The organism is Streptomyces rapamycinicus NRRL 5491 (assembly GCF_024298965.1).
Lineage (GTDB): Bacteria > Actinomycetota > Actinomycetes > Streptomycetales > Streptomycetaceae > Streptomyces > Streptomyces rapamycinicus.
Genome location: NZ_CP085193.1, coordinates 1,274,888 through 1,299,727, shown reverse-complemented (window position 1 = coordinate 1,299,727; position 24,840 = coordinate 1,274,888). Strand labels below are relative to the sequence as shown.

At 70.1% G+C, this 24,840-nt stretch carries 19 protein-coding genes and 2 pseudogenes; 12 read left to right on the top strand and 9 right to left on the bottom strand.

Annotated features, from left to right (window positions below; genetic code table 11):
* Positions 1-60: 60 nt before the first annotated feature.
* Positions 61-1,242 carry an FAD-dependent monooxygenase gene (locus tag LIV37_RS05615; RefSeq protein ID WP_020866127.1) on the bottom strand — a complete coding sequence of 394 codons (1,182 nt, stop codon included), beginning with the start codon at positions 1,240-1,242 and terminating at the stop codon, positions 61-63.
* A gap of 719 nt (positions 1,243-1,961) precedes the next feature.
* Here LIV37_RS05615 and LIV37_RS05610 point away from each other — a divergent pair.
* The 3 genes from LIV37_RS05610 (at position 1,962) to LIV37_RS05600 (ending at position 6,331) form a co-directional block, all read left to right on the top strand.
* Positions 1,962-4,301 (top strand): glycosyltransferase, encoded by a 2,340-nt coding sequence (locus tag LIV37_RS05610; RefSeq protein ID WP_121825787.1) that lies wholly within the window; start codon positions 1,962-1,964, stop codon positions 4,299-4,301.
* The gene (locus LIV37_RS05605; protein ID WP_020866125.1) at positions 4,298-5,536 is read left to right on the top strand and encodes an acyltransferase family protein; all 1,239 of its coding nucleotides are present in this window, start codon (positions 4,298-4,300) and stop codon (positions 5,534-5,536) included. The genes LIV37_RS05610 and LIV37_RS05605 overlap by 4 nt, the downstream gene beginning before the upstream one ends.
* Before the next feature lie 183 nt (positions 5,537-5,719).
* Positions 5,720-6,331 carry an extensin gene (locus LIV37_RS05600; protein ID WP_121825788.1) on the top strand — a complete coding sequence of 204 codons (612 nt, stop codon included), beginning with the start codon at positions 5,720-5,722 and terminating at the stop codon, positions 6,329-6,331.
* Between the two features lie 11 nt (positions 6,332-6,342).
* On the opposite strand, the gene LIV37_RS05595 is transcribed toward LIV37_RS05600, so the two are convergent.
* From LIV37_RS05595 to LIV37_RS05575, 5 genes are all read right to left on the bottom strand, one after another.
* On the bottom strand, positions 6,343-7,239 hold the full coding sequence (locus LIV37_RS05595; RefSeq protein WP_020866123.1) for a lysozyme: 897 nt from the start codon (positions 7,237-7,239) through the stop codon (positions 6,343-6,345).
* Between the two features lie 82 nt (positions 7,240-7,321).
* Positions 7,322-7,969, bottom strand: coding sequence for a TetR/AcrR family transcriptional regulator (locus LIV37_RS05590; RefSeq protein ID WP_020866122.1), 648 nt, complete (start codon positions 7,967-7,969; stop codon positions 7,322-7,324).
* 10 nt (positions 7,970-7,979) lie between these two features.
* Complete coding sequence (locus tag LIV37_RS05585) at positions 7,980-10,142, bottom strand: xanthine dehydrogenase family protein molybdopterin-binding subunit (protein ID WP_020866121.1); 2,163 nt, start codon at positions 10,140-10,142, stop codon at positions 7,980-7,982.
* Positions 10,139-11,140 carry an FAD binding domain-containing protein gene (locus tag LIV37_RS05580; RefSeq protein WP_020866120.1) on the bottom strand — a complete coding sequence of 334 codons (1,002 nt, stop codon included), beginning with the start codon at positions 11,138-11,140 and terminating at the stop codon, positions 10,139-10,141. Before LIV37_RS05580 ends, LIV37_RS05585 begins: the two co-directional genes overlap by 4 nt.
* Complete coding sequence (locus tag LIV37_RS05575; protein ID WP_121825789.1) at positions 11,137-11,724, bottom strand: (2Fe-2S)-binding protein; 588 nt, start codon at positions 11,722-11,724, stop codon at positions 11,137-11,139. The genes LIV37_RS05580 and LIV37_RS05575 overlap by 4 nt, the downstream gene beginning before the upstream one ends.
* A 50-nt stretch (positions 11,725-11,774) precedes the next feature.
* Between LIV37_RS05575 and LIV37_RS05570 the strand changes: the two genes are divergently transcribed.
* On the top strand, positions 11,775-12,926 hold the full coding sequence (locus LIV37_RS05570; RefSeq protein ID WP_020866118.1) for an XdhC family protein: 1,152 nt from the start codon (positions 11,775-11,777) through the stop codon (positions 12,924-12,926).
* A gap of 77 nt (positions 12,927-13,003) precedes the next feature.
* Positions 13,004-14,347 carry an MFS transporter gene (locus tag LIV37_RS05565; RefSeq protein WP_020866117.1) on the top strand — a complete coding sequence of 448 codons (1,344 nt, stop codon included), beginning with the start codon at positions 13,004-13,006 and terminating at the stop codon, positions 14,345-14,347.
* 88 nt (positions 14,348-14,435) lie between these two features.
* Here the strand turns inward: LIV37_RS05565 and gndA are convergent, their stop codons facing one another.
* Positions 14,436-15,890, bottom strand: a complete 1,455-nt coding sequence (gene gndA / locus LIV37_RS05560; protein WP_020866116.1) for an NADP-dependent phosphogluconate dehydrogenase — start codon at positions 15,888-15,890, stop codon at positions 14,436-14,438.
* Positions 15,891-16,133: 243 nt separating this feature from the next.
* On the opposite strand from gndA, the pseudogene LIV37_RS05555 reads away from it, so the two are divergent.
* From LIV37_RS05555 to LIV37_RS05540, 4 genes and pseudogenes are all read left to right on the top strand, one after another.
* Positions 16,134-16,286, top strand: a pseudogene (locus LIV37_RS05555) (DUF5655 domain-containing protein); the annotation flags it as partial.
* A gap of 463 nt (positions 16,287-16,749) precedes the next feature.
* Entirely contained in the window at positions 16,750-18,030 is a 1,281-nt protein-coding gene (locus LIV37_RS05550; protein ID WP_020866114.1) for a sensor histidine kinase, read from the top strand.
* Positions 18,018-18,674 (top strand): response regulator, encoded by a 657-nt coding sequence (locus tag LIV37_RS05545; protein WP_020866113.1) that lies wholly within the window; start codon positions 18,018-18,020, stop codon positions 18,672-18,674. Before LIV37_RS05550 ends, LIV37_RS05545 begins: the two co-directional genes overlap by 13 nt.
* A gap of 91 nt (positions 18,675-18,765) precedes the next feature.
* Positions 18,766-18,894, top strand: a pseudogene (locus tag LIV37_RS05540) (IS5/IS1182 family transposase); the annotation flags it as partial.
* 378 nt (positions 18,895-19,272) lie between these two features.
* Here LIV37_RS05540 and LIV37_RS05535 read toward each other — a convergent pair.
* Positions 19,273-19,608, bottom strand: a complete 336-nt coding sequence (locus tag LIV37_RS05535; protein WP_020866111.1) for an ArsR/SmtB family transcription factor — start codon at positions 19,606-19,608, stop codon at positions 19,273-19,275.
* Positions 19,609-19,777: 169 nt separating this feature from the next.
* Between LIV37_RS05535 and LIV37_RS05530 the strand changes: the two genes are divergently transcribed.
* On the top strand, positions 19,778-20,920 hold the full coding sequence (locus LIV37_RS05530; protein WP_020866110.1) for an FAD-dependent monooxygenase: 1,143 nt from the start codon (positions 19,778-19,780) through the stop codon (positions 20,918-20,920).
* 123 nt (positions 20,921-21,043) lie between these two features.
* On the opposite strand, the gene LIV37_RS05525 is transcribed toward LIV37_RS05530, so the two are convergent.
* Complete coding sequence (locus LIV37_RS05525; RefSeq protein ID WP_148717870.1) at positions 21,044-21,592, bottom strand: HEAT repeat domain-containing protein; 549 nt, start codon at positions 21,590-21,592, stop codon at positions 21,044-21,046.
* A gap of 126 nt (positions 21,593-21,718) precedes the next feature.
* Here LIV37_RS05525 and LIV37_RS05520 point away from each other — a divergent pair, with 126 nt between their 5' ends.
* Both LIV37_RS05520 and LIV37_RS05515 read left to right on the top strand, forming a co-directional pair.
* A complete protein-coding gene (locus tag LIV37_RS05520; RefSeq protein ID WP_202979655.1) occupies positions 21,719-23,314 on the top strand; it encodes an alpha/beta hydrolase in 1,596 nt (531 codons plus the stop codon).
* Between the two features lie 109 nt (positions 23,315-23,423).
* The gene (locus LIV37_RS05515) at positions 23,424-24,833 is read left to right on the top strand and encodes an alpha/beta hydrolase (protein ID WP_185057948.1); all 1,410 of its coding nucleotides are present in this window, start codon (positions 23,424-23,426) and stop codon (positions 24,831-24,833) included.
* Positions 24,834-24,840: the final 7 nt, after the last annotated feature.

Genomic DNA, 24,840 nt, shown 5'->3' with positions numbered 1-24,840 from the left:
CACGGCTTCTGCTCCTGGCCCGGCCACGGCTGCTGTCCCGGCCAGGGCCGCCGGGCCGGGTCAGTAGTCCTTGAGGGGGTAGGAGTTGACCACCTCGTAGAAGCTGTCGTCGATATTGGTCGGGTTGGTGTCGGGCTCCTGCCCGGCCGACGACTCCCGCGCCTCCTTCCGGGCCATGTTGTCGAGCGCGAGCTGCTGATTGGCCGCCACATAGCCCCGCAGCTCGCGCTCGTAGGCGGCGAAGGCCGCGGTGTGGTCGCCGCCCGCGGCCTTGAGCTCGCCCGCCAGGACATAGGCGCCGACCATGGCCACGCTGGTGCTCTGTCCGGACGCCGGTGAGCCGCAGTAGCCGGCGTCGCCGACCAGAGCCACCCGGCCACGGGACCAGGAGTCCATGTGGATCTGGGCCGTCGCGTCGAAGTGGAAGTCCGGCGCGCCCCACATGTACTCCAGCAGCCGTGGCATCTCCCAGCGTGCGTCCTTGTACCGCTCGGCGACCAGCTGCTTCTGCTCCGAGACGGACCGGGAGCCGAGGAGCGTGGCGGGCGGCTCCTGGGAGTCGAGGCCGATGTAGACCCGGGCCTCGGTGTTGTCGCGGACACTCATCATCATGCCGCCCCAGACGTCCCCGGCCATCTGGTAGATGACCTCCCAGCGGTCGAGGCCCAGATAGTTCGGCACCGTCCACACGCCCAGATAGCCCCCCAGATGGCGGAGGAAGTCCTCCTCCGGGCCGAAGACCAGCGCCCGGGTGGAGGAGTGCACCCCGTCGGCCGCCATCACGATGTCGAAGGCGCGTGCACCGCCCCGGTGGAAGGTGACCGCCACCTCGTCGGGCCCCTGGACGAGCGAGGCGATCGAATCGTTGAAGAGATACTCGATCCCGTCGCCGCCCGCGGCCATCAGCACCGAGGACAGATCGTCCCGCAGGATCTCGATGTCGGAGCTGTTGAGATCCCCGCCACTCGCGGTCCGCTCGGTGGTGCTGAACAGCTCCTTTCCGTCGTCGTCGACCATCGACATGCCGCGCAGCCCGGTGCGGTGCGCCCGGACCTCCTCCAGTACGCCCATCCGCTCGCACACCTCGAGCGCCGGGCCCCGTACGTCGATCGCCTGCCCGCCCGGACGCGGGCGCGCGGCGCGCTCCACGACGGTGACCTGGAAACCATGACGATCCAGCCAGTAGGCGAGCGCGGGCCCGGCGATACTGGCCCCGGAAATCAGAACCCGTGCATTCCGCATGGTGTTGTCCCTTCCGAATTCAACCACCGAATGTGGTGCCTCGGAAAAGACTGGCCGGAGCCACCGACACCGCACCGACGCGGCGCCGACGCCGGGTCGATGACGCGCCGACGAGCCGCCGACGCGGTACCGACAGGGCGCCGACGCCTCGGTGTCGCGGGGGAGTTGGGCGTGGCCGGGGTCGATCGGTGGGCGAACGGAACTCTCTCATCGGTTAATGAGAGTGTTACTTCGATGTGTTGTGTGGTTCCGTAGTGATCGATGAGACTGGGGATTCCGACCGGTCAGCCCAAAAGATCGGTCGTCCCGCACTGGTGATGTTCGGTCCGCCCCCCACGATCCGAACAGGATGGGACCTAATGCGCAATTCGCTGGAGCACGTCCGCGTGATCCCCGCCGCCGTCGTGCCCGTCTGTCCGAGACCCCGCCGGAGATCTCACCTCTCCCCGCGCGGATCGGTCACGGTCGCGGCGTAGCCGCCTCTCACCACTCACCGAACGGCGGATCGCCCAGGCTTTCCCGGCGACGCCGTCCTCCGGCCTGCCCGTAGGCGCCTGCACCTGTGCATGGGCCTGCGGGCCACGTGGTCTGCCATGGCCACGCGGTCTGTCATGACCACGTGGTCCGTCCGGCCATGTGGTCTCTCGTGACCCCGGCCGGAACGTCCGCGTGCCCACGGCCCGTTCGGTGACGCACCCCCCACGAAAGGAACCCCTCAGGTGCTTACTTCGCACCACCCACGATCACGCGAACCCCAGCAACCCGTGCCCGCCGCCCGCGGCGGCGTGGCGGGACAGAGCGGGCATGTGCTGGCGGTTGGCGAACCGGGCCCCAGGCTCGACCGGCTGACCCGGACACTCGTCTCGACCGGGCATGAGGTGAGCCATGCGGAGCCCGGCGATGTCAGCCGGCAGATGCGGCACTCCCCGCCGGACGCGATCGTCGCCCTGGACGACGTCGACGACGGACTGGACGTGATACGCGAGGTCCGCGCCGTCCCGGCGGGACGGGCCCTCCCCCTGCTGATGGTCACCTCCGACCCCGGCCCCACCGGCGTCGCCGACATGCTGCGCGGCGGCGCCGACGACTGCGTGGCGGAGACCTCCGACCCCGTCGAGCTCTCCGCCCGGATCGAGGCCAAGCTGCGCCGGGTCCCGGTCCCCGTCGAGAACCTGCTGCTCGACCCGCGCACCGGCCTGTACTCCCAGCCCCACTTCCTGGGCGAGCTCGACCGGGAGCTCAAGCGGGTCGACGACAGCCGTACCGGTGGCGTCGTCGGCATGGTGGGCGTGGCCGAGATCGCCGCCCTCGAGGCCCGGCTGGGGCCGCGGGTGCGCCGTGAGGTCGCCGAACGTCTCGCGGGAGTGGCCGAGAAGCTGGGCGGCGTCTGCGACCGGCTCGGCTGGGACGACGAAGGCCATCTGCTGATGCTGATGCCCGGTGTGGACGAGGACACCGCGCGCCGCGAACTGCAGAACTTCGCCAACGCCGTGGCCGGGACCCGCTTCGTGGTGGCCGATGAGAACGTGCGGCTGACCCCGGCGATCGGATGGACCCCGCTGGCCGACTGCGCGGACCGCGCCCAGGCCGTCGCCAACGCCCGGAACGCGGTCGAGGAGTCGATCCGCCACCGGGATCTGCGGCCGGTCAAGTACGCGGCGTGGATGCGCGGCACCCACCGGCGCAGCCGCCGTACCCTCGCCACCGCGCTCCGCACCCTGCTGTCGGCGCTCTCGCCCGTCCTGGTGCTCCTCTTCGGGGTGGGCATCCCGTTCGTCTTCTACCAGCAGATGTACGAACTGGGCTGGGACGTCGGCTCGGCCGCGTACTGGGTCGTGGTGTCCGGCCTGGTGCTCTCCGCCGCGCTGATCGTGCTGGAGTGCCTCTTCTCGCTCGACGCCAAACCCCGGCCCGAACGGCCCGCGCAGCCGTATCCACCGGCCAGCGCCGTCATCGCCGCGTATCTGCCCAATGAGGCCGCGACCATCGTCGACACCATCGAGTCCTTCCTGCGCCTGGAGTACCCCAACGAGCTGGAGATCGTGCTCGCGTACAACACGCCGCACCCCATGCCCGTCGAGGAGACCCTGCGCGAGATGGCCCGCCGCGACCCGCGGCTGGTGCTGATGCCGGTGGCGGGCAGCACCTCCAAGGCACAGAACGTCAACGCGGCGGTCACCCGGGTGCGCGGTGAGTTCGTCGGCATCTTCGACGCGGACCACCACCCGGTGCCCGACGCCTTCCAGCACGCTTGGCACTGGCTGTCGAACGGCTATGACGTGGTCCAGGGCCACTGCGTGATCCGCAACGGCGAGAGCTCCTGGGTCTCCAAGCTGGTGGGCGTGGAGTTCGAGGCCATCTACGCCGTCAGCCACCCCGGCCGGACCCGGCTCTACACCTTCGGTGTCTTCGGCGGCTCCAACGGCTTCTGGCGCACCGATCTTCTCGCCCGGACCCGGATGCACGGCACGATGCTCACCGAGGACATCGACTCCACGATGCGCGCCCTGCACGAGCGCGCCCGGATCGCCACCGACCGCACGCTCATCTCGCGCGAACTTGCGCCCACCACCCTCAAGGCGCTGTGGAACCAGCGGTCGCGCTGGGCCCAGGGCTGGCTCCAGGTGTCGCTGAAGTACCTGTGGCGGGGCTTGCGCTCCCCGGCCTTCACCACCCGCCAGAAGGCGGGGCTGCTGGTGCTGCTGGGGTGGCGGGAGATCCAGCCGTGGCTGACCCTGCAGATCCTGCCCGTACTGCTGTACTCGGCGTGGCGGGCCGGGGGAGTGGACCATCTCGACTGGGCGGTGCCGGTCTGCCTGCTGGCCACCCTGTTCACGCTCTCCGCCGGGCTGGTGCAGGCGCTGTTCGCGTGGCGGCTCGCGGTGCCCGAACTGCGCCGCCGCAAGGCGTGGTTCTGGCGGTATCTGGTGGTGTCCACCGTCTTCTACAGCCACTTCAAGAACATCGTGGCCCGGCAGTCGCTCCTCAAGGAGGTGCTGCGGGACCGCCAGTGGCGGGTCACCCCGCGCCCCGGTGACAAGGCGGTGAAGCGGACATGAGCACGGTGTCCACGACCATCGCGTCCACCACCGCGCCCCGGGCGGTCAACGGCACGCCCGCCAGGAGCGCGCCCGCGCGGAACCGGATGAGCCAGGAGATCCAGGGCCTGCGGGGAATGGCGGCGCTTCTCACCGTCGTCTTCCACGTCTGGCAGCAGTACTTCGTCTACGACCGGGACGGCGCCCACTCACCGGTGCCCAACCGGTACGCGAACGCGCTGGTGTCGCTGGAGGTCATCGACCTCTTCTTCGTGCTGTCCGCGTATCTGCTGACGCTGTCCTACGCACGGGCGGCGATCGAGGGGGGCTCGACCCGGCCCGGCCGGGTCTTCCTCTTCCGGCGGGCCATCCGGATCGTCCCGCTGTACTTCCTGGCGGTGACGTTCATCTGGGCCACCCGCAATCCCACCCTGCCCGGCGAGTGGTCCGATCTGGTGCACCATCTCACCTTCACCCAGGTCTTCGACCAGGAGCAGATCTTCTACACCATCGGCCCCACCTGGTCGTTGTCGCTGGAAATCATGTTCTATGTGGCACTGGTTGGACTCGGCCCGCTGGCCGTCCGCGCCTGCCGTCCGCTGCGCCGGAGGGCCTCCCGGGTGGCGGTGTGCGCCGTGGGATGCGCCCTGCTGTACATCGGGCCGTTCATCTGGATCGCGGTCGCCCGGTACGGGCTGGACATCCCGCACACCGAATGGCCGGTGTACTTCGGACCGCAGGCCCGCTTCGGCGGGTTCGCCACGGGCATGGGCCTCGCCGTGGCGATGGTCGCCCTCGGCGACCGCGGACGGCTGGACGCGAAGGTGGCGATCCCGCTGCGGGCGGCCGCCCTCGTGGGGCTGTATGTGCTGTCCTTCTCCGGTACGGAGGCGGAGGACTTCCCCACCACCTTCTACCATCCGCTGTCCGCCCTGCTGTGGATGCTGCTGCTGTACAGCACCATCCATGTGCGGCGGCAGGGGCGGTGGCACTCATGGCTCACGCCTCGCTGGCTCACCGGTGTCGGCCTCGCCAGCTACAGCCTCTTCGTCTGGCATGAGCCGATCATGCTGGGCCTGTACAACGCGGGGCTGCTGCCGCCCGACGGCCAGTCGGGCTTCCCGCTGGCCGTGGTCATCGTGCTGGTGGTGGCCGTGGCCGCCGCCGCGGTGAGCTATTGGGCCATCGAGTACCCGGCGAGCCTGCTCGGGAAGCTCAAGGACGGCAAGGGCCGTCCGCGCGACTTCTATCCTTAAGGCCGCGCGCTAGCCAGGAACACACGTTCCCCGGTGCACGGATGGCCGTACACCGGGGGACGGTGGTTATCATCTGGCTCGTTCTTTACTCTGTAACACGTGTGCGTCGGACATCAGTTCCGCTGGGAATCGGGCTTCCGGGGCACCCCACCCAACCCATGCCATAACGGGGAGACCAGCGAAATGGGTCGACACAGCCGACCGACTGCCGCACAGCAGGCGCGCACCACGACGCTCAAGGCGGCCACTGCCCTCGGAGTGGCCGGAACCATAGCCTTCGGCCTCCACTCGACGCTCGGCGGTGACAAGTCCGTCGAGGCCCGCTCCGATGTGAGCGCACAGCAGGCGGAGGCGCCGGACGACGTCGAGCCCACCGCCGATCACTCGCCCTCGCAGAGCCATGTCTCGCCCAGCGAGTCCACGAAGCCGAAGCTGATCTCCGACCACCCCGACGCCGCCACCCCCGCCGGGGGCGGCGGTTCGGACCGGAGCGCCGGCACGCCGCGGCACGCCGCCCCGGACACCCCGGACGCGGCCCCCTCCAAGGCCGCGCCCACCATGGCGCCCACCGCCCCCGCGCAGCGGAACGACCAGGTGCCCTCCTCGCCCTCTTCGCCGAGCGAGACGACCCCGAGCGCAGATCCGACCACCCCGTCGCAGCAGCCCAGCCAGCCGTCGCAGAGCCCCGGCCAGGGCGGCCACCAGGGCAAGGGCCTGGTGGGCGGACTGGTGGACGGTGTCGGCGACACCCTGGACGGGGTGCTCGGCGGGGTCGGCGGTGTGCTCGGCGGCTGAGCGCCGCCGCCTCACCCCGTGGCCAGCGCCTTGAGGCCCGCCAGGCTTCCGTTGAACCGGTTGTGGTCACCCACCAGCGGCCCGCTCGAGGTGTACTGCCACAGGGTGTGGGTCTTCCAGCCGGCCGGCAGCGGCCCGGGGGTGGTGGCGTACCGCGCCAGCCACAGCGGGTTGCGGTCGGCGAAGGTGGCGCTGTCGCCGGTGCACGTCTGCCACCAGCCGGTGGTCGTGTAGATCACCGGCTGGCGTCCGGTGCGCTGCTCGACCCGCGCGGTGAAATCGCCGATCCAGTTCACGATCTGGGAGGCGGTCAGGCCGTAGCAGGTTGCTCCGTACGGGTTGTACTCGAGGTCCAGGACGGGCGGCAGCGTCTTGCCGTCGTCCGACCAGTCGCCGCCGCCTGCGACGAAGAAGTCCGCCTGACGGGTGCCACTGGAACGGTCCGGCAGGGCGAAGTGGTATGCACCGCGGATCATGCCCTGCTGGAAGGAGCCGTTGTACTGCGAGGCGAACGAGGGGTTCTTGTACGTCGTGCTCTCGGTGGCCTTCACATAGGCGAATCGGACGTTGTCGTCCCACAGGGCCGCCCAGTCGACCGAACCCTGGTGGTCGCTGACGTCCACGCCCTCCACCGAGGCCGCTCTGGTGGCCCGGGGCGTGGCCCCGGGGTCGGTCTTCTCGTGGCGGGCGATGGTCGAGCCCATCCAGTCCCGCTCGGGGTGCGGGACGGACGCCGCGGGGGCCGGGCCGGTGCCGGCGTCGGGGGCGGGGTCGGTCGTGGAGGCCGTGGCCGGTACGAGGGTGGCGAGGACGGCGGCGGTGACCGCCACTCCCAGTCCGCCGATGGCGTAGGGCGAGCGCAGACGCGAAGGCGCCCGGTGGGCGCCTTTACCGGATTTCAGGGACATCTGTTCCTCCGATCCGTTCCGCATCGACGGTATGCGCGCCGAACGAAGAACGTGAAGCGGAACGGGAAATTCTGTCCCTCCGTCAGCGGTCCCGGCTCTCCTCGCAGACCGGCCCGGACGACACGCCGTAGCCCGCCACCAGCGCCCTCGCGGCCCGGGTCGCCCGGATGGCGACCTCCTCGACCACGTCATCCGGATCGCCGAACTTCCCTTCCAGCAATTGGGCGACATAGCCGCGGGCGAGCGCGTGCAGGGCGTCGAGCAACGCCACGGCCGTCACCGCGGCCTCGCCCGGGGCGACCACCTCGAAGGCGCTGGGCAGCAGCAGGTCCACGAACTCCCTGCTGCTGTCCCGTAGCTCCGGATGGGTGGCCCGCAGCCCCGGCGCGAAGAGGATGTCCAGCCCGCCGCGGTAGCGGGCCGCCGTGCGTACGAAGGTGCCCGCCACCGTCGCCAGCCGCTCCTGGGCGGACCCGACGTCGGCCACCGTGTCCAGGTAGATGGCCCGCAGCCGCCGCGAGACCTCCAGGGCGGCGGCCGCGAGCAGCGCGTCACGGTCGCTGAAGTGGCGGTACGGCGCACCGGGACTCACACAGGTGCGGCGCGCGGCCTCCGCCACGGAGAAGCCGCGCACTCCGACCTCATCGATGATCTCCAGGGTCGTCTGCACCAGCGCGGCGGCCAGGTCACCGTGGTGGTAGGTGGCGCGTCCCTTCGGGGTGGGTGCCATTCGGGTGACCCTACCCGACCCGTGATTCCGGCTCACCCGCCCCTGGCCTGCGCCTTTCGGCACCCCGGGCGGCCCGCAGCGCGTCCCGCGAGCGTTCGATGCGGATCGGCAGATCCCGCACCCGCTCCCCGGTGGCATGGTGGAAGGCGTTGCCGATGGCCGCCGCCGCGCCCACGATGCCCAGTTCGCCGATGCCCTTGGCACCCACCGGGTTGGTGGTGTTGTCGTCCTCCTCCATCAGCACCACGTCCAGTTGCGGAACGTCGGCGTGGGCGGCGATGTGATAGCCCGCGAAGTCATGGTTGGCGAAGTCGCCGAAGACCGCGTCGACCTCGCCGATCTCCAGCAGCGCCATCGACAGGCCCATCGTCATGGCCCCGAGGAACTGCGAGCGCGCGGTGTGCGGATTGACGATCCGCCCGGCCGCGAACACGCCCAGCATCCGGTCCACCCGGATCTCACCGGTGTCGCCATCCACCCGCACCTGGGCGAACTGCGCCCCGAAGGTGTGCCGCGACAGATCCGCCCGCTGCTCCAGATCCTCGGCGGTGTCGGCCGCCACCTCCAGACCCCCGTCCGGGACCACACCCCCGTACGTGTCCAGCTCCTTCAGCAGCGCACGGCACGCCTTGTCCACCGCCCAGCCCCATGAGGCGGTGCCGAGCGAACCGCCCGCGAACGGCGCCATGCCCAGCGACGCACGCCCGATCTCCAGCCGCAACCGCGACAGCGGAATGCCGAGCGCGTCCGCCGCCACCTGGGTGAGGGCGGTACGGGCACCCGTGCCGAGGTCGGCCGCGCCGATGCGCACCCGGTACGTCCCGTCCTCCTCGGCGCGCGCCACCGCGGAGGAGGGGAAGGTGTAGTCCGGGTGGTGCGAGGCGGCCACACCGGTGCCCAGCAGCCAGCGCCCCTCGCGCCGGATCCCCGGCGCCGGATCGCGGCGCTCCCAGCCGAAGCGGGCCGCGCCCTCGCGCAGACAGGCGACCAGGTTGCGGCTGCTGAACGGCTTGCCGCTCTCCGGGTCGGTCTCCGGCTCGTTGCGGATCCGCAGTTCCACCGGGTCCATGCCCAGCGCCCCGGCCAGCTCGTCCACGGCCGACTCCAGCGCGAACATCCCCGGGGTGTGGCCGGGGGCGCGGAACCAGGCGGGCGTCATCACATCGAGCGGCGCCACCCGCACCGTCGTACGGGCGTGGGGCGCCGCGTACATCATCCGCGTCGAGGACACGGTCTGGTCGGCGAACGGCACCTGGGCCGAGCGCTGCTGCACCGACTCGTGCTGGATCACCGTCAGCCGGCCGTCGCGCCCGGCGCCCAGCCGCACCCGCTGGATCGTGGGGGAGCGGTAGGGAATCAGCTGGAACATCTGCTGCCGGGTCAGAGCGATCTTCACCGGCCGCTCGACGGCCCGCGCGGCGAGCGCCGCCAGCACCGTCGGCGAGCGCGGAATGCCCTTGGACCCGAAGCCCCCGCCGATGTACTCGGCCACGACCTCCACCGCGCTCAGCTCGATCCCGAACAGCGCGGACATCAGCTGCGCGCTCATATAGGGACCCTGGTCGGAGTTGAACAGCGTCAGCCGGTCCTCGTCCCACACCGCGATGGTGGCATGCGGTTCCATCGGGCTCGGATGCTCCACCGGAGTGGTGTACGTGGCGTCCACCCGCACCGGGGCAGTGGCCCAGGCGCCATCGGCGTCACCGCGCTCCACCAGGCCCGGGCTGCCGTCGGTCACCGTCTCGGCGATCTCCAGGCGTTCGTCGTCGGCGCGCAGCACCACATCGTGCGGCTCCCGCTCATAGCCCACCCGGACCGCCGCCGCGCCCTCGCGCGCCGCCTCCAGCGAGGTGGCCACCACGGCGGCCACGATCTGGCCGTGGTACGCCACCTGGGGGGACTGCAGCACGAAGAGGTCAGCGCTCGCCTGCGCCTCCGCGTTCAGCCGCGGGGCGTTGGTGTGGTCGAGCACCGTCAGCACACCGGGCAGGGCCAGCGCCGGGGCCGGGTCCAGCTCCGTCACCCGGCCGCGGGCGATGGTGGCCTGCACCGGCCATACGTAACTGACGTCCCGGGTGGGGAACTCATAGGCGTAGCGCGCCGCGCCGGTCACCTTGTCCAGGCCGTCGACCCGGGTCACCGGGGCGCCGACGCTCTGTTCTACGGTGGTCATGCGCGATCCCTCCTCGCGACGAGGTCGCGGACGCCCGCGACGATCAGATCAGTGGCCAGGTCGACCTTGAACGCGTTGTCGGGCAGTGGCCGCGCCTCGGCCAGCTCGGCCCGCGCCGCCTCCCGCAGCGTCTCCTCGTCCGGCCGGGCGCCGCGCAGCCGCTCCTCCGCGATCCGGGCGCGCCACGGCCGCGGCGCCACCCCGCCGAGCGCGATCCGTACGTCCCGCAGCGAACCGTCCTCGGCCACGGACACCGCGGCGGCGACGCTCACCAGCGCGAAGGCGTACGACCAGCGGTCGCGCACCTTGCGGTAGCGCATCCGGGCACCGCGCGGCGGCGGGGGCAGCTCCACGGCGGTGATGAGGTCGCCGTGGTCCAGGACGGTCTCCCGGTGCGGTGTGTCACCGGGCAGCAGATACAGCTCTGCCACCGGAACGGTGCGCGAGCCGCCGTCCACCGACCGCACGTGTGCCACCGCGTCGAGCGCCACCAGCGCCACCGCCATGTCGGAGGGGTGGGAGGCCACACAGTGGTCGGAGGTGCCCAGCACGGCCAGATCGCGGTGCGCGCCCTCGATCGCCGGACACCCGGTGCCCGGCTCGCGCTTGTTGCACGGCTTGGTCACGTCCTGGAAGTACCCGCAGCGGGTGCGCTGCAGCAGATTGCCGCCCACCGTGGCGACCGTGCGCAGCTGCCCGGAGGCCCCCGCCAGCAGCGCCTGGGACAGCAGCGGGAAGCGCTCGCGGATGCCCGGATCGCCCGCCGATGCGCCGTTGCGCACGGTGGCGCCGATGAGCACGGAGCCGTCCTCGCGGTGTTCGATCCGGTCGTACGGCAGCCGGGAGACGTCGATGAGCAAACCCGGGTCGGTGACGCCGAGCTTCATCAGGTCCACCAGATTGGTGCCACCGCCGAGGTAGGTGGCATCGGGACGCTGGGCGATCAGCGTGGCCGCCTCGGCGGCGTCGCCCGCCCGGGCGTAGGCGAACTCCTTCATCGGGCGCCTCCGACAGTGGTCGCTTCCTGGGCACCTTGGGCGCCCGCGGCCTCCAGCACGGCCTCGACGATCCCGTTGTACGCGCCGCAGCGGCACAGGTTGCCGCTCATGCGCTCGCGCACCTCCCGCGCGTCCAGCGCCGACACATCGGCCACCCCCGTGGCGGTGTCCTCGGTGACATGGCTGGGCCAGCCGCGCCCTGCCTCGCCCAGCGCCCCGATGGCGGAGCAGATCTGGCCCGGGGTGCAATAGCCGCACTGGAGCCCGTCGTGGTCGAGGAAGGCGCGCTGCACCGGGTGCAGTTCCCCGCCGTCCGACAGCGCCGCCACGCCCTCGATGGAGACGATCTCGCGCTCCTCGGCGGTCACCGCGAACATCAGGCAGCTGTTCACCCGCTCACCGTCCACCAGCACCGTGCAGGCCCCGCACTGACCGTGGTCACAGCCCTTCTTGGTGCCCGTGAGCCCCAGCCGCTCGCGCAGCACATCGAGCAGGGTCGTCCGGTTGTCGATGGTCAGGGAGTGGGACGTGCCGTTGATCCGCAAGGTGATGTCGCTACTCGGTGAGTGATGTGAGAGGCTCATACATTGAATGTATCAACCTCTTACATCCGTGGCGAGGAGATATGAATTCCATGCGGGACGTCGTAGCGCAGATGCACCGATGGTGGGGCGATGGTGAGCCCTTCGCCCGTGCCACGGTGGTGGCGACCTGGCACTCCTCGCCGCTGCCGCCCGGGACGTCCATGCTGGTCGGGCCCGATGGCGCGGCGATCGGCAGCGTCTCCGGCGGCTGTGTCGAGGGCGCCGTCTATGAACTGGCCCAGGAGGTCACCGACAGCGGCAGACCCGCGCTGGAGCGCTATGGCGTCAGCGACGACGACGCCTTCGCGGTCGGGCTGACCTGCGGCGGGATCATCGATGTCTATGTGGAGCGGATCGACCCCGCGGGCTTCCCCGAGCTGGGCGAGGTGGCCGAGGCGGTGGCCGCCGGGGAGCCGGTGGCCGAGGTGATCTGCGTGGCCGTCGACGGGCCCGACCCCGAGGGGCGGCTGGGCCGCCGGCTGGTCGTACGGCCCGATGGCACCTCCGGATCTCTCGGCTCCGGGCGGCTGGACGCGGCCGTCGCCGAGGACGCGCGCGGGCTGCTGGCCGGCGGGCGCACCGAGACCCTGGCCTACGGCTACGACGGCGTCCGCATGGACGAGGAACTCACCCTGTTCGTCTCGGTCCACGCCACCCCGCCGCGGATGCTGGTCTTCGGCGCCGTGGACTTCGCGGCGGCCATGGCCCGGATCGGGGCGTACCTCGGCTACCACGTCACCGTGTGCGACGCCCGGCCGGTCTTCGCCACTCCGCGGCGCTTCCCCGAGGCGCACGAGGTGGTGACCGACTGGCCGCACCGCTATCTGCGCACCGAGGCGGAGGCGGGCCGGATCGACGAACGCACAGTGGTCTGTGTGCTCACCCACGACCCCAAGTTCGATGTGCCGCTGCTGGAGGTCGCCCTGCGCCTGCCGCTGGCCTACGTCGGCGCCATGGGCTCCCGCCGCACCCACGACGACCGGCTCCGCCGGCTGCGCGCCACCGGTCTCGGCGAGGAGGCGCTGGCCAAGCTCGCCTCGCCGATCGGCCTGGACCTCGGCGCCCGTACCCCGGAGGAGACCGCCGTCAGCATCGCGGCCGAGATCATCGCCGACCGCTGGGGCGGCAGCGGCACCCGGCTGACCTCCCTCAGCGGCAGCATCCACGGTCAGGAGCCGATGCGGCACGCGGCCGGAGGCTGAGACGGGGCCACGGCCCGGGCCGGGGATCGTCACAATGGTTCCCGGCCCGAATGGATGTAGGAGGAATCGAACCAGCCGTGGAGACCGCTCGAAGCAGCGACGACGACATAGAACCCACCGCAGCCGACGATGACGCCGTCCCCGGCGCCGGGGACGGCGACCCCGCCCCGCCGCCGAGACCCGGCTGGCGCCGCTGGGTGATGGACACCCGGCCGCTGCGCCACCGCCCCTTCCGACGGCTGTGGAGTTCCACCACCGTCACCGCCATCGGCAGCCAGCTGACCGCCGTCGCCGTGCCCAAGCAGATCTACGACATCACCGGCTCATCGGCGTGGGTCGGCTACGCCAGCTTCGCCGGGCTCCTCCCGCTGGTGGTCTTCGCGCTGTGGGGCGGGGTGGTCGCCGACCGGATGGACCGGCGCACCCTGATGCTCGTCACCAACGTCGGCATCGCCGTCACCTCGGTGCTGTTCTGGGCCCAGTCCTTCGCCGGGCTGGACTCGGTGGCGCTGCTCATGGTGCTGCTCGCCGCCCAGCAGGGCTTCTTCGGCATGAACTCCCCGGCCCGCAGCGCCTCCGTCGCCCGACTCGTCCCCGCCGACGAACTGCCCGCCGCGGGCGCCCTGCAGTCCACCGTCGCCCAGACCGGCATGATCCTCGGCCCGCTGCTCGCGGGCGCCCTCATCCCCGTCCTCGGCCTGCCCGCGCTCTACCTCATCGACGCCGTGGCGCTGTGCGTCACCCTGTGGGCCGTCTGGCGGCTGCCCGCCCTGCCGCCCCTCACCGAGGGCGCCACGGGCGGCGCGCGGCGTGGCGGATGGCGCGATGTGGCCGACGGCTTCCGGTACATCGCCGCCCACCGCATCCTGCTGATGTCCTTCCTCGCGGACATCATCGCCATGGTCTTCGGCATGCCCCGCGCGCTCTTCCCCCAACTCGCCTCGCACACCTACGCACCCTGGGGCGAGGGCTTCGCGCTCGGCCTGCTCTTCGCGGCGATCCCGCTCGGCGCGGTGGCCGGCGGTCTGCTGTCCGGCACCTTCTCCCGCGCCCGCCGCCACGGCCTGATGGTCATCGCCGCCGTGATGGCCTGGGGCGTGGCCATCACCGGATTCGGGCTCAGCCTCAACCTGTGGTGGGCGGTGGCCTTCCTCGCCCTCGCGGGCGTGGCCGACATGGTCTCGATGGTCTTCCGAGGGACGATCCTCCAGGCGGCCGCCACCGACGACATGCGCGGCCGGATGCAGGGCGTGTTCACCGTGGTGGTGGCGGGCGGCCCGCGCATCGCCGATCTGCTGCACGGCACCGCGGGCTCCCTCCTCGGGGCCCGCGCGGCGGTCGCCGCGGGCGGGCTGCTGGTGGCCGTCAGCACCCTCGGGCTCGCCGTCGCGGTGCCCGCCTTCCGCCGCTACAAGCCCTGACGACGCGTCCGCGCACGGACGAGCGAACGCACGACGGCCGTGCCCCCGCCGGAAGGAACCCGGGGCGGGGGCACGGCCGTCGCGGCCCTCAGGCCGTACGCTCGTCGCGGTCGCCGCCCCACATCGTGTGGAACGAACCCTCCCGGTCCACCCGCCGGTAGGTGTGCGCGCCGAAGAAGTCCCGCTGCCCCTGGACCAGCGCGGCGGGCAGCCGCTCCGAGCGCAGCGCGTCGTAGTACGCCAGCGCCGCCGAGAAGCCCGGTGCCGGCACGCCCAGCTCGACCGAGGTGGCCACCACCCGGCGCCAGGCGTCCTGCGCCGCGCCCAGCGCCTCGGCGAAGTGGCCGTCGGTCAGCAGCGTGACGGGCTTGCGCTCCTTGGCGTACGCCTCGGTGATCCGGTTCAGGAACCGCGCCCGGATGATGCAGCCGCCGCGCCAGATCCGCGCCACCGCCCCGGGGTCGATGTCCCAGCCGTACTCCTGGCTGCCCGCCTCGATCTGGTGGATGCCCTGCGCGTACGCCACGATCTTCGAGGCGTACAGCGCCTGCTCGACATCGTCGGCGAACCGCTCCGCGGCGGCCCCCGTGAGCCCCTTCCCGGACGGCCCCGGCAGCCCCTGCGAGGCGTCCCGCAGATCCGCGTGACCGGACAGCGAACGGGCGAACACCGCCTCGGCGATCCCGCTCACCGGCACGCCCAGGTCCAGCGCGGTCTGCACGGTCCAGCGGCCGGTGCCCTTCTGCTCGGCCTGGTCCTGCACCACGTCCACGAACGGCTTGCCGGTGGCGGCGTCGGTGTGCCCGAGCACCTCGGCGGTGATCTCGATCAGATACGACTCCAGCCGACCGCCGTTCCAGGTGCGGAACACCTCCGCGATCTCACCCGGCGACATGCCGAGCGCCCGCCGCAGCAGGTCGTACGACTCGGCGATGAGCTGCATGTCCGCGTACTCGATGCCGTTGTGCACCATCTTCACGAAGTGGCCGGCGCCGTCCGGGCCGATGTGGGTGCAGCACGGGGTGCCGTCCACCTTGGCGGAGATGGACTCCAGCAGCGGGCCGAGCGACTTGTAGGATTCCACCGATCCGCCGGGCATGATGCTGGGCCCGTTGAGGGCGCCCTCCTCACCGCCGGAGATGCCGGTGCCCACGAAGTGCAGCCCGCGCTCGCGCAGGGACTTCTCCCGGCGCCGGGTGTCCTCGAAGTGGGCGTTGCCCCCGTCGATGATCACGTCGCCCTCTTCGAGGAGCGGTGCGAACTCCTCGATGACGGCGTCGGTGGGTGCACCCGCCTTGACCATGATGATCAGCCGCCGGGGCCGCTGCAAGGAGGCGACGAACTCCTCGGCGCTCTCGGCCGGCACGAAGTTCCCCTCGTGGCCGTGCTCCTCCATCAGCGCCTTGGTCTTGGCGAACGTGCGGTTGTGGAGAGCGACGGTGTGCCCGTGCCGGGCGAAGTTACGGGCGAGGTTGCTACCCATGACGGCGAGCCCGGTGACACCGATCTGGGCGGTCGGCTGGGCGGCGGAAGGGCTGGGCATACGGTGTTCCACTCCTGTCACGCGCATCGAATCCTTATGCGAGGCAGCAACGCCGAGGGGAGCGGGGATCTTCCCCCTCGATCGGCCGGATATCGCCCGGCCATAGTTGCACGATGTGCGCGACGGCGGACGAGTGTCCGAGGAAAGCGGCTGAGGTGTGTCACTTTTCGTACGCCCGGGCGGTGCGCCGGATTGTGGGGTGTCGACAAGGGCAGATGGTGGACAGCCAAGCAGGACCACGTGCTCGTCCGCGACCGACTCGGGGGCATGACCGCGGCCCAGGTGCTGTGGAGCGGACCGAGACTGATCTGCGTCGCCGGCGACTTCACCCGTTACGACGTACACGCCGTACGCGAGCACCAGTGCAGCATCGACCCGGTCCGCTACCGCCTCTTCGACACCACGGCACCTTGAGAAGCCACCGACAGACAGTTACTGCCGACTGCTTCGTAGGTGGCTGACACCGAGTGCTGTGCTGCCGAACACCGTCGCGGTTCCGCACGCTATGAGCACCCACATGGGCGCTTCGCTGGAGGAGGCCACCATGTTGGTGAGTGTGCTGGCCACGACGATGCCCCACAGGACCGCCCGTAGAAGGCCTTTGCGAGCGGGACCGGTCACGGGAGCTGTGCCGGCACTGGGGATGAGGGAGGAATCCGTGGGCGTCATGGGGCTGTCCTCCGTCGCGCGCCGACCTCGGTGGAACTGTCGGTATCGACGCTATCGACCTGTCGTCTTCGGCTCGATCCCGTAGATGCCCTGGTTTGGGGTACAGCAGGCTGTACTTCTGGAGTGTGGAAGTGACGTGGCATCGGCCGTCGATCTACGGTGTGCGCTGTGCGGAGCGGAAGGACGGTGGATGGCCACCCAGCACGGACACGCGGCCGAGAAGGGGGGCGTGGGTACCAAGGACGCTGCTCAGCGGGTGATCACTTCGGCCAGCGGCGCTTTGGGGCAGCTCACCTCCGGGCTCAGCACTACCGTGCCCGGTCTGTTTCTGCTGTTGTGGGCACTGGTCACGGCTGTGACGAGTCTGCTGGGGGTGGGACTGCTCATGGTCCCCGGCCTGGTGCGTGCGGTGCACGTCCTGGCCACGGCAGAGCGTGCCCGTCTTCTCCGGTATGGCATGGAAATCGTTCCTCCGCTGCCGCCGCCGTCGAAGCTCCGCCTCGCCCTTGTCAGCTCCACGGTATGGAGAGAACTGCGCTGGCTGGTGTTGCACAGCACCCTGGGCCTCGTTCTGAGCTCGCTGGGGGTGGCGCTGCCGGTCTTCTTCCTGCGCGACGCCACGTTCCCTCTGTGGTGGCGGTTCATCCCCGACGATGCGACCAGTACCTCGCTGGGCCTGGGCGCGGCACATTCCTGGCCTCAGGCATTCGCCGTGCTCTTTCTGGCCCTGGGATGGATCACCATGATCCTGGGGCTCGCTCCGGCTCTGGCGCGCCTGCAGTCCTGGTCCGCGCATCGGTTTCTCACTCCCGGGGCCGATGAAGACCTGTCGCTGCGCGTCGCGGAGCTGACAGCCACCCGGGCCGCAGCCTTGGACGCGCACGCCGTTGAGCTGCGCCGTATCGAACGCTCCCTCCACGACGGGGCGCAGAACCGGTTCGTAGGCGTCACGGTTCTGCTGGGCGCCGCCCGCCGCATGGTGGCCCGCGATCCGGCCGGCGCCGAGGAACTGCTCGAACGCGCCCAGTTGGCTTCGGAGCAGGCTCTCGCCGAGCTGCGCGCCGTCGCGCGCAGCATTCTGCCTCCAGTGCTGGCCGACCGAGGGCTGGCCGGTGCGTTGTCCGGGCTGGCCGCGGATAGCCCGGTACCGTGCCGGGTCGACATCGACATCCACGTCTCTCACCGGTGCGCCGCCGCCGTCGAGGCCACCGCCTACTTCATCGTGGCCGAAGCCCTGACCAATATCGCCAAGCACAGCGGCGCCTCACACACGGGCGTCTCGGTCCGCATCCGCGGCGACCGCCTGATCGTGCGCATCGAGGACGACGGTCAAGGCGGCGCCGACCAGGCCGGCGGCTCAGGACTCCTCGGCATCCACCGACGCATCGCGGCTCTCGACGGCACCATGTCCCTCAGCAGCCCGCCGGGCGGCCCGACCACACTAGAGGTGGATCTTCCATGCGGATCGTGATCGCGGAGGACGACCCTCTGCTGCGCCAGGGCCTGGCTCTGCTGCTGCGAGCCGAGTCCCTCGACGTGGTGGCCACCACCGACACCCCGGACGGTGTGCTGCAGGCCGTCAGCTCATACGAACCGGACGTCGCCATCGTCGACGTCCGCATGCCGCCCACGCACACCGACGAAGGCATCGTCGCCGCGGTCGAGGCCCGGCGACGTCGGCCCGGCCTGGCCGTGCTCGTGCTGTCCGCCTATGTCGAGCAGAGCTTTGCCACCGAGCTGCTCAGCAATGGAGTGAATGGGCTCGGCTATCTGCTCAAAGAACGGGTCGGCCGCGTGGAGGAGTTCCTCGACGCCCTGCACAGGGTCGCCGCCGGGGGCACCGCCGTCGATCCCGAGGTCGTCTCACAGCTCTTCACCCGGACACGCCTTAACACCCGCCTAGACCGGCTCAGCACCCGAGAACGCGAGGTACTGGCACTGATGGCACAGGGACTGGGCAACAGCGCGATCGCAGAGCGGCTCGTCGTCACCGACGGCGCCATTCACAAGCACATCCGCAGCATCTTCGCCAAACTCGACCTGGCACCCACGGACAGAGTGGACCGACGTGTCGCGGCCGTTCTGCGGTACCTGGAAGACGCCCGCAACACCTGAAACGGCTGTCCGCCCGGCCCGCCCCGGGAAGGCGCTCGCAGGTGGACGAGGACACCACGGGGACGGTGGCGTCGTCCAGGCCGAGATGGACTTCAAGCAGCCCGCGCTGGTGCTGCGCTGGTTCGTCGACGGCACGCGCCTGGTCCAACTCGCCCGGGACGACGGCATCTCGCTGCCCACGGCATACCGCTACCCGCACGAAGGACTGACCGTGCTCGCGTTGAGTAGACGCACCGCCTGACGAAGATCACGAACGTCGGGGTCGACCACGACTATGCCGGAGTGGATGGGCTCCTGGCAGGACGGCTCGGACTCGACACGCACCCGTCCAACAGGAGCTTCTCCACGCCCGGACCCCGCCCTCACCCCCAGTGGCCCTGCTCCGCACGCAGGTTGAGGAAACCTCAGTGGGTGTTGGCGTGAGGGAGCGTGCGGAAGAGCTCGGCGCCGATCACGAGCGCGGGACGGTGGTCGAAGCGACACCGATCCATTCGTGTCCGCGTCGTGCTCGGCCACCTGCGAGCCGGGCGCGAGCTGGATCCGGTCGAGCTCGCGGCTCAGGGCCGGCTCGGACTCCTTCCGGTGTGCTCAGCTGTGTTCAGCGAGAAGCGGTACCGCCCGGGGACTCTGCGCCCAGGAGCGTGAGCAGCCCGGGGAATCTCTTCTCGATGTCCGCGCGTCGTAGTCGGATGCCCTTGCGGTTGCCGTAGTCGATCTCGTCAATGAGACCTGCCTCGCGCAGGACCCGGAAGTGGTGGGTCTGGGTCTGCTTCGAGATCGGAAGGTTGAACGAGTTGCAGCCCCGCTCGCTGTCGCTGCGGTCGGCGGCCAACTCCGTCATCACCGAGCGACGGTGCTCGTCGGCGAGGGCGCGAAATACGGCCCCCAGATCGAGCGCATCGGCCTCGGGGCCGACCAGGTTCATCCCGGCCACGCGGCACCCCCTTCAGGTACGACTTGCATCGTACCTCAAGGATGTGCTCCACTGAGGTACGAAATTGATCGTACCTTGACCCGATTGCGTTGCCCGGTGCCGCCGCCCCTGAGACCCGGCCCGGCACTCGCCGGGGACCTGGTCATCGACACTCCGCGAGGTCATCGTCATGAAGAAGCCCGAGGTGCTGATAGTCGGTGCCGGAATCGCAGGGCCCGCACTCGCATACTGGCTCTCCCGGAATGGCTACCGGCCGACGGTCGTCGAACACGCCCGGCAGCTGCGCTCCGGTGGTAGCGCGATCGTCGTGAAGGGGCCCGCGATCCCGGTCGCCGACCGCATGGGCATCCTTCCGCAGCTCCGCGGGCTCGCCACCCGCAATCGGTCACTGACCCTGCTCGACCCCGGCGGCAGGCGGATCCTGCAACTCCCGCTCACCTCGGACAAGGCTCCGACTGTCGAGGTGACCCGAGCCGACCTGTCCGAGGTGCTCCACCGGTCGGCGCAGACCGAGGCCGAGTTCTTGTTCGACGACACGGTCACCGCTCTCGACCAGGATGAAGGCGGGGTGGACGTCACCTTCCGGCGGTCCGCGCCACGGCGCTTCGACTTGGTAGTCGGTGCCGACGGGATGCACTCCGCCGTACGGCGCCTGGTATTCGGACCCGAGCGGCAGTTCGCGAGCGACCTGGGCCTGTACGGCGCGACCGTCCCGTTGGAACCCGACGCCATCGAGGACCCGAACGAGATGACGATGCTGACCGTGCCGAACCGGATGCTGGTCCTCCACCCCTCGCGGACCACTCCGCTCGCGATCTTCACCTTCCGGGCCGCACAGCCAGCACCCCACGACCGCAAGAACATCGCCCTTCACAAACAGACCGTGGCCGACGCCTACGCCGACGTGCGGTGGCGGGCACCGGAACTCGTGGCGGCGTTCCTCGACCACCCGGCTCCGTTCTTCGACCCCCTGACCACCGTCCGGATGCCCTCGTGGTCCCGCGGACGGGTCGTACTGCTCGGGGACGCGGCGGCGGCGACAGCCCTGCTGGGCGACGGGTCCAGCATGGCGATGGCGGGCGCGTACGCCCTCGCGGAAGAGCTCGCCGCCCACCCCGGTGATCACGCCCGCGCCTTCGCCGCCTACGAGTCGCGGCTCCGCCGTGAGGTAGGTCCGCGGCAGCGACGCGTCGGTCTGCTCTCCAGGCTCATGGTGCCCCGCACCCGGCCGGGCCTCGCGGTGCGCAACGCCGTGGGCCGCGCGGTCGGTCGCACGAACCGGATCGCCTCTCGCGAAGCCGCGAACCGGTAGACCGGGCCCGCACCGACCGGTCACCGGTCGGTGCGCAGCTCCGCTGCGGCACCAACCGGGCCACCGCCATCGTGAAGACCATCCCCGCCCTTCGTCACACCTCAGCCTGAGGTTGGAAAAAGCTCACTGCTCCAGCCGCCCCAGACCCTCGAGCAGCAGTTCCGCATCACGTCGGACCTCGTCGTCCGGATCGTTGTCGCACAGTCCTTCCGCGATGTGCCGCAACCGCACATCCGGACCCACATAGCCGATTCCGACCAGCAGGGCATGACGGATGTCCGCGTCCGAGTCACCGGCGAGCCGCTGGAACGTCGATACCAAACGGTCCCGCTCCGCCGCGGACGCGCTTAGAGCACCGATGTAGATCCCGCGGATCTTCGCATCGCGGTCCGGAGATCCGGTCGCCTGCGATACCGCTTCCTCGAACGTCCAGCAGTCGAGAGCCGATCGGATGTCTTCGGCGACGGGATCGACCGAGTCTCCTGTGATCACCGCATAGTTGACGCCGATATAGGGGTCTTCGAGGTACACGATGCCCGTCCCTCCGCCAATCGTCACCCAGGAAAACCTGGTGGGCGACTCGTCCTCCCGCGTGGCACCCGTAATGTCCCAGTTCCGATCCCACGCGAATGTTTGCATTCTCGCCAGCTGCACGCTCGGCTTGATGCCCACGGCCCGCGCCGACCGCGCCTCACCCTCGACACCCTGTGATGAGCGGGCTGTCCATCCAGCTGGCTACCGGAAGTCCTGGCAGTCAGCGGGTTAGTAGTCCGTTCCCGGGATTTCTACGGTCAGTGCATGCGATCGAAAAACTCTTCCCGCTCTGGCGGGCGCTACTCCCGTCGCGCGCGGACGATAGCCGTCGTTGCCGCTATGGGGACGCTCGGCGTCGTCGCCACCACCGTGCTCGAGCCAGCCAAGGCCACGACACCTCGCCCGCTCGGCCTCAAGTGGGGCGAGTGTCCGACCGATGCCCCGGCGCCTCAGCAGTGCGCCACACTCCAGATGCCACTCGACCACCGTGCCCCGGAAGGACGCACCATCGAGGTCGAGGTGTCCCGGATTCCGGCGGCCAAGCCGGAGAAGCGCAAGGGCGTCCTGATGCTCAATGGCGGAGGTCCAGGCCCGAGCCTGGACGTACCCACCGCTATGGGCAGCCTCTTGCCGGCCGATGTGCGTGACAGCTACGACCTGGTCGCCTTCGATCCGCGTGGCATCGGATACAGCACCCCGATGAACTGCGGCCGAGACGCCGATGAGCTGGTCCGTGACGAGCAGATGGAGGTGCTGTCCTTCCCGTCCGGCGACGGTTCGATCGACGGGAACGTGGCTTACGCCAAGCGGATGGCCAAGCAGTGCGCGGACAACTCCGGCAACCTGCTGCCGTACCTGACCACTGCGAACGTCGCCCGGGACATGGACCGGATCCGTCGCGCGCTCGGCGAGCGCACTGTCTCCTACTACGGCATTTCCTGGGGCACCTATCTCGGCTCGCTCTACCGGGAGCTCTTCCCGAAGACCGTCGACCGCATGGTGATCGATAGTTCGGTCGACCCGAACGAGCGCGGTTACGACGACTTCCGGACGTTCAGCGTCGCCATGGAGGACCGCTGGCCCGACCTGGCCCGGTTCGCGGTCGCGCACAAGGACACCGTCGGCCTGGGCAGCACCGAGCGCGAGGTCCGTCAGAACTACCTGGCCCTGACGGCCAAGCTCGACCGTGAACCGGTCTCGCTGCCGGGTACCAAGGCACCGATCAACGGCAATCTCGTACGGTTCTTCACGTGGCAGCTCGCGTACAGCGACGCCAGCATGATCGCGACGAAGGAGTCGCCGGTGCCGCAGCTGGCCCAGTTGTGGCAGGCCGCGGCCGACGTCGCGGCGGACAAGGCCACAGATGCCGACCGCAAATTCCTCGAGGGGCTGACCAAGGACTTGATTGCCAGGGGCACGCTGCCGGGGGTGCCGCAGGACAACCTGCTCTCGGCAGGCTGGGCAATCAGCTGCGGAGACGAGGCATGGCCCCGGGATGTCGAGACCTATGCCCGCAACACGGCCGTCGACCGGGCGAAGTTCCCGCTGACGGCAGGTGCTCCTGCGAACATCGCGCCGTGCGCGGCCTGGGCCGTGAATCCGATCAGCCCGGAGCCGAAGGTCAAGCCCCTCGGCAAGCGCAATGTGCTCATCCTGCAGAACCGTCGCGACCCGGCCACTCCGTTGAGTACCGCTCGGGGCATGCGGAGGGCAATGGGCTCCGACTCGGTGTTGGTCGACGTCGACGCAGGCGGTCACGGCGTGCTCACTCACCCTGAGCCGAACGCCTGCGCCATTGACGCTCTGGATGCGTTCTTCACCTCCGGTGAGCTGCCCGCCGGAGACAAAACCTGCAAGTGACCCAGCCCCTGCCCGGTCCGGTCCGGTCCGGTTCCGAGAATCCATTCGGGCCGCCATCGCCCATCTCCACGGACTATGCCGGCTTCGGCTGCCAGACCTTCCTCCGACGATGACGGTCTGTGTCGCTGTCCCGTGGATTCCCGAGCGCCGGTCTACGACGCTTGGGCGCCGCGCCGCGCCGACCGCCCGGCACGGTCGGCACGGCGATGAGAGCCCGGCGATCGGTATAGCTCACTGCACCAACAGTGGGCAGCTGACTGGATCGAATCCGCTCACCCATGAAAATAGCGTCCTTCTCATGATGACCAAGAGGAATCGGAATTTGGCGGTCGCCCTCGCCGCCGCGGTGCTCGCCGCGTGTGTCGGTATCGCCGACGCGGCAATACCGGAGAGCCGCGGCCTGACAGCGACCGCCGCGAAGTCGAAGCAGGCCGACTGGGACGGCATCACTCGCGAGGCGGTCCAGATCGACTTCGGCAAGGGCTGGGTCACGAAGGGTGAACTCACCTACCCGCGCGACACCAGGGGCCCTTTGCCAATCATTGTGATGCTGCACGGCAGCGGGCTCAACGACATGAACCAGACCGTGGCGAAGGGCAAGTCGACCTTCGTCCCGCTCGCCCAGGCCGCCGGCAGCGAGGGCTACGCGACGCTGCGCTTCAACAAGCGCGGGGTGACCGACATCGGTCCGGTGGAGAGTACCGACCCCGCCCAGCGGGCGCCCAAGGAACCCTACAACCAGATCCAGCAGGACGCGGCCACGGCGATCCGGTTCGCTGCGAAGTCGCCGAAGGTCGACCCGTCGAGGATCTTCCTGCTCGGGCACAGCGAGGGCACCAACGTGGCCGCCAACCTCGCCGCCGACCCGGACAAGTACCGCATCCCGAAGCCCGCCGGTGTCATCGGGATGGGTGTCGTCGGCGTGAAATTCAGGCAGCTGATCACCCTGCAAATCTACGGCCGCCTGCTGTTGCAGTTGCACGATGAGCTCGACGTGGACGGTGACGGCCAACTGACCGCCATCGAGGCCGTCAACGGCCTGGCGGCTCAGCCGAAGGAGACCGCCGACCAGTTCCGCTCCGTCCTGCTCGACGGCGACAAGGTGCTGTCGAGCACCGACACCAACCACGACGGCCAGGTGGCCATCGACGCGGAGGCCGGCCCCGTGCTGCGCAAGTCCACCGGCATCGACGACTATCCGAACGTTCCGGGCCTGGACCAGTCGCTGATCGACTACATCAACGACATCTCCCGCTTCCCGGTGGTGTCCGAGGCCCTGCCGAAGTTCTCTGGCCCGACGTTGCTGCTCAACGGTGAGAACGACACTCAGACCCCGGCCCGTGGTGCTCTGGTCGCCGACGCCGCCGTCGCCGCGGCCGGCAACAAGGACCACAAGAGCATCATCTACCCGGGTATGGCACACCTCATGAACATCACCTCGAAGTTCTCCCCGGAACCCGGCGAGCCCGACCAGAGGGTCATCGCCGATATCGGTAGCTGGCTCGAGTCGCACCGCTGAACCGTCG